Origin of the sequence: Actinomadura bangladeshensis, from assembly GCF_004348335.1 — a bacterium.
Classification (GTDB): Bacteria; Actinomycetota; Actinomycetes; order Streptosporangiales; family Streptosporangiaceae; genus Spirillospora; species Spirillospora bangladeshensis.
Map to the genome: position 1 here is coordinate 1 of NZ_SMJW01000411.1, position 4,426 is coordinate 4,426.

Genomic DNA, 4,426 nt, shown 5'->3' on the forward strand with positions numbered 1-4,426 from the left:
GAGACCACCCCCTGCTCCCCACGTACTTCGGAATGAAGAAGCGCTCGGGACCCTCCGCCACAAGCGCCTCCTGCACACCGGGACCGGCCTTGAACGTCATCGAGAGCCCGTCCTCGCTCGTCATGACGAACAACTTGTCCCGAACCCGAAAGGAGGGCGCCGTATGCCCCCCGAACGGCTTCTCCAGCACCTCCGGCAGCGACAAGCAGATCTCCCGAATCCTCACGAGCACGTCCAAGCCGGCCACCTGCGCCACCCCTCCCGAAACCCAGCAAGCCCGCCAATCGTAAGCAGGCCCTAGGACAGAAGGCAGGTGGCGTCGGGAAGTGGAAGTCACGGCCGGAGGGAGGGATGGGCGCGGCCTTGGGAAGCGGTAGGCCGCGTCCATCCCTTGCCGGTCAGGGGCTATGGAGAGTCTTGGGTCAGGGGGAGCGGGGCGAACGTGTGGGTGCTCCAGAGGGCGCGGGAGTGGCTGTTCGGGTACGGCGTGGTGGTGGGGGTGGTGTCCAGGACGTGGGTCAGGCGCTGTGAGGTGTCGAACGGGGGCCAGCCGGGGGCGGCGGTTTTGGCGAAGGTCGTCCAGCCTGTGCGGATGGTCGCCGAGAGGGCTGCGGCCTCGGTCGTGTCGCTGATCAGGAAGTCGGCGATGCCGCCGGTGAGGTTGCCCCAGACGAGCGGGACGTCCAGGGCGTGGCAGGCGCCCAGGGGGCCGCCCTGCCATGCGAGTTCGTACAGGTGGACGCGTCCGCCGGCGGCGGCGTGCGCTTCGGCGAGGTGCAGGGTCGGCATGCGGAACAGCCAGTCGGAGAGGACGAGTTCGTAGAGGGTCTCCGGTGAGGCGTCCGGGAAGGCGGCGGGGTAGGCCGCGGGGTCCGGGGCGAAGATCTGCAGGGCGGTGGCGGCCTGATGGTCGGTGAGGCGGCCCTGCATCGCGGTGAACAGGCGGTACTCGTCGCGGTTGTGGCCGAGGACCAAGGGGACGTCGCGCGCGGCGCCGGCCTTGACCGCTTCCCAAGGTGTTCGCGGCAGCACATCGCCGTCGACGACCGGGGAGAACGGGGTGACGGTGTGGGCGACCCGGCCCCATCGGGGATGGTCCGCCATGGTGGCGATCACCTGGTCGACGACCCGCATCAGATGGGTCGGAGTGAGTTCGGCGAGGTCCTCTCGGGGCGGGATGCTCTGGCCTCGGCCGTCTTCCAGGGAGTTCGCGGCGGGTGCGGTGCGATCGCCTCGCAGGCTGGTGAGCGCCTCGGCGGCGATGACGGCGCCGATGTCGTCCGCGAGCGGCCGGGAAAAGAAGGTGCCCGGGACGCTCTGCATGATCGCCCGGTGGAACAGGCCCTCGGCGCTCGGCATCGCGAGGAGCGCGGCGATCGAACCCGCCCCCGCGGACTCGCCGAAGACGGTGACGTTGCCGGGATCGCCGCCGAACGCCGCGATGTTGTCGTGCACCCAGGTGAGGGCCGCGACCTGGTCGAGCAGGCCGCGGTTCGCGGGGGCGCCCTCGATCTGCCCGAAGCCCTCCATGGCCACCCGGTAGTTGAACGTCACGATGACGACGCCGTCTCGGGACAGGGCGGTGCCGTCGTACTCCGGCGCGGACGCATGCCCGGTGATGTAGGCGCCGCCGTAGATCCACACCATGACGGGCAGGCCGGTGCCGCCCGGATCCGGAGTCCAGACGTTGCAGGTCAACCAGTCGTCACCGGTCGTCTCGGGGACGGCGAGACCGAGCCTGGACGACTGCGGAGGGGGAGGGCCGAACGTGGTCGCCGGGCGGACGCCGTCCCAGGGCTCGGGCGGCTCCGGCGCGGCGAAGCGCAGCGCGCCGACCGGCGGGCGCGCGAACGGGATGCCGCGGAAGACGGTGATTCCGTCGTCGCGCACGCCGCCCACGGCGCCGGACGCGGTGACGGCCTCGGCCACGTCCCTGGTCATGGACCACCTGTCTCTGGGAGGAGGGTCTTGTGATCCTTTCTGGTGGCGGGGGTCAGGGGGGCCGGTTCTTCCGCTCGACGGAAGGGCCACTGGCGGCCGGTGGCGCCACCGGTGAAGGTCGTGGGGACGATCGCGCCGGCTGCCGGTGAGAGCCGGACCGGGCCGCAGCGGGCGGGTGCGCCGGCTGGGCGCGGCCGCCGCGCGGGTGGGCGCGGGATCGTCCGGGCGCCGGTGCGAGGTCCGCCCGGCGGGGGGTTGGGAGTGCCGTTGCGGGGCGGCCGTTCGAGAAGGGTCGTGCCTGGTGGTTGACCGGATGTCGCCGGATGGAGGGCTTGTGGAGGTCGTCGTCGATGCAAGGACGGTCCTCGCCGACGATGTCGTCGGGCTGACGTTGCGTGCGGCGGACGGCGGTGACCTGCCGCCCTGGCGGCCCGGGGCGCACATCGACGTGCTGCTCGGTGACGACCTCGTCCGGCAGTACTCGCTGTGCGGTGATCCGGGCGACACCCGGACGTGGCGGATCGGCGTCCTCAAGGAGGGGCCGGGGTCCACGACCGTGCACGAGCGGGTCCGGCCGGGGGACCGGCTCACGGTCCGCGGGCCGCGCAACAACTTCGCGCTGGAGGACGCGCCCCGGTACGTGTTCCTCGCCGGCGGCATCGGCATCACGCCGATCCTGCCGATGGTGGCCGCGGCCGAGGCCGCCGGCGCCGAATGGCGGCTGCACTACGGCGGGCGGCGGCGCTCCGCCATGGCGTTCGTCGATGAACTGTCCCCCTACGGCGGGCGGGTCGAGATCCGGCCGCAGGACGAGTTCGGGCTGCTGGACCTTGACGGCATCCTGGCCGACGTCGCGCCGGACGCGCTCGTCTACTGCTGCGGTCCGGAGCCGATGCTCGCGGCGGCCGAGGAGCGGTGCGCCGCGCTGCGCACCGAGCGGTTCTCCCCGAAGCCGGTCACCGGGCCGGAGGAGGGGTTCGAGGTCGAGCTGTCGCTGAGCGGCCGCACCCTGCGGATCGAACCGGGCCACTCCATCCTGGAGACCGTGGAGAAGGCGGGCGTCAGCGTCCTGTCGTCCTGCCGCGAGGGGACGTGCGGGACGTGCGAGACCCCCGTCCTCGAAGGCGAGCCCGACCACCGGGACTCCGTGCTGACCGAGGCGGAGCGCGCGGACGGCGGATTCATGATGATCTGCGTGTCGCGCGCCCGCGGGCCCCGCCTCGTCCTCGAACTCTGAGCGGTCAGCCGGGGTGGAGGGCGCGGCGGAGGGCGCCGAACCGGTCGGCGTTCATGCGCTTCGTCACCGCCGCGTCCGGCACGAGGGTGGAGCCGTGGAACGTGCCCGGATAGTGGTGGATCTCGGCCGGGACGCCCGCCTGGACGAGCCGCTGCCCGTACGCCAGTCCCTCGTCGCGCAGCGGGTCGAACTCGCAGGTGGTGACGTAGGCGGGCGGCAGCCCGGACAGGTCCTCCGCGCGGGCGGGTGCCGCGTACGGGGACACTCCGGCGGTGCCGCGGACGCCTTCGCCGAGGTAGTAGTCCCAGCTCAGCTCGGCGTTGGGACGATGCCAGATCGGCGTGTCGGTGTAGGCGCGCATCGACGGGGTGTCGAGCCGGTCGTCCAGTTCCGGGATGCCGAGGAACTGGAAGCACAGGGCGGGGCCGCTGCGGTCGCGGGCCAGCAGCGCGACCGCCGCGGACAGCCCGCCGCCGGCGCTCTCGCCGCCGACCGCCAGCCGGTCCGGGTCGATGCCGAGGTCGCCGGCGTGCGCGGCGGTCCAGCACAGCGCGGCGTAGCAGTCCTCCAACCCGGCGGGGAAGGGGTGCTCGGGCGCCAGCCGGTACTCGACCGACACCACCACGGCGCCGACCTCGGCCGCGATGCTCGCCGCGTCGTCGTGGTAGAGGTCGACGCTGCCGAGGGCGAACCCGCCGCCGTGGATGAACACGAGTCCGGGGAGGACGCCGTCGTGCCCGGCCGGCCTGAAGATCCGGACCGGGACGCCGGGCTCGCCCGGAACCGTGACGTCGCGGGTCTCGATCGGGACCGGCGGCGTGTACGCGGGCCTGTTCCCGAACATCTCCGCCTCCTCCCGGCGGACCTTCTCGATATCGGCGATCGTGAGATGCGGGATCATCGGGATCCACGGGACGAGTTCCGGATCGTAGGCATAGGTCACCACGGGCTCCTCTCGCGCGGCCTGCGCCCCCAGTGTCCGGCGTCCGGGCCCGCCTGCCCAGCCGCCATCCGCCGGAGAAAACCGGCGCGAAGGCCGCCGACCGTCGGGTGCCGTACGCTGCCGTCATGAAGGGCCTGCTCCTGCGGCTTTCGGCGCTGGACGCCGATGCGGAGAATGCCGTCCGGGTGATCAGCTTCTTCGACGGACTGATCGCGGCGAAGGTCAGCCCGCAGACCCTCGTCCGGGAGACCGCCCGGCTCGCCGAGTGCCCCGCCGGCCTCACCGACCCCGCCACCGGCCAGACC

4 protein-coding genes and 1 pseudogene are annotated in these 4,426 nt (G+C 72.6%); 2 read left to right on the top strand and 3 right to left on the bottom strand.

Going from position 1 to position 4,426, the window contains the following annotated elements; all coding sequences use genetic code 11:
- Both E1284_RS43510 and E1284_RS38815 read right to left on the bottom strand, forming a co-directional pair.
- Positions 1-232: MmcQ/YjbR family DNA-binding protein (locus E1284_RS43510; RefSeq protein WP_243715008.1), on the bottom strand; the 232-nt coding region annotated here is incomplete at its 3' end.
- 173 nt (positions 233-405) lie between these two features.
- Positions 406-1,941, bottom strand: coding sequence for a carboxylesterase/lipase family protein (locus E1284_RS38815; RefSeq protein ID WP_131945127.1), 1,536 nt, complete (start codon positions 1,939-1,941; stop codon positions 406-408).
- 334 nt (positions 1,942-2,275) lie between these two features.
- On the opposite strand from E1284_RS38815, the gene E1284_RS38820 reads away from it, so the two are divergent.
- Positions 2,276-3,178 (top strand): PDR/VanB family oxidoreductase, encoded by a 903-nt coding sequence (locus E1284_RS38820; protein ID WP_243715007.1) that lies wholly within the window; start codon positions 2,276-2,278, stop codon positions 3,176-3,178.
- A 4-nt stretch (positions 3,179-3,182) separates the two neighbouring features.
- Here E1284_RS38820 and E1284_RS38825 read toward each other — a convergent pair whose 3' ends face one another.
- Positions 3,183-4,121: an alpha/beta hydrolase gene (locus tag E1284_RS38825; RefSeq protein ID WP_131945129.1), complete on the bottom strand. Its 939-nt coding sequence runs from the start codon at positions 4,119-4,121 to the stop codon at positions 3,183-3,185.
- 125 nt (positions 4,122-4,246) lie between these two features.
- On the opposite strand from E1284_RS38825, the pseudogene E1284_RS38830 reads away from it, so the two are divergent.
- Positions 4,247-4,426, top strand: a pseudogene (locus E1284_RS38830) (PucR family transcriptional regulator); the annotation flags it as partial.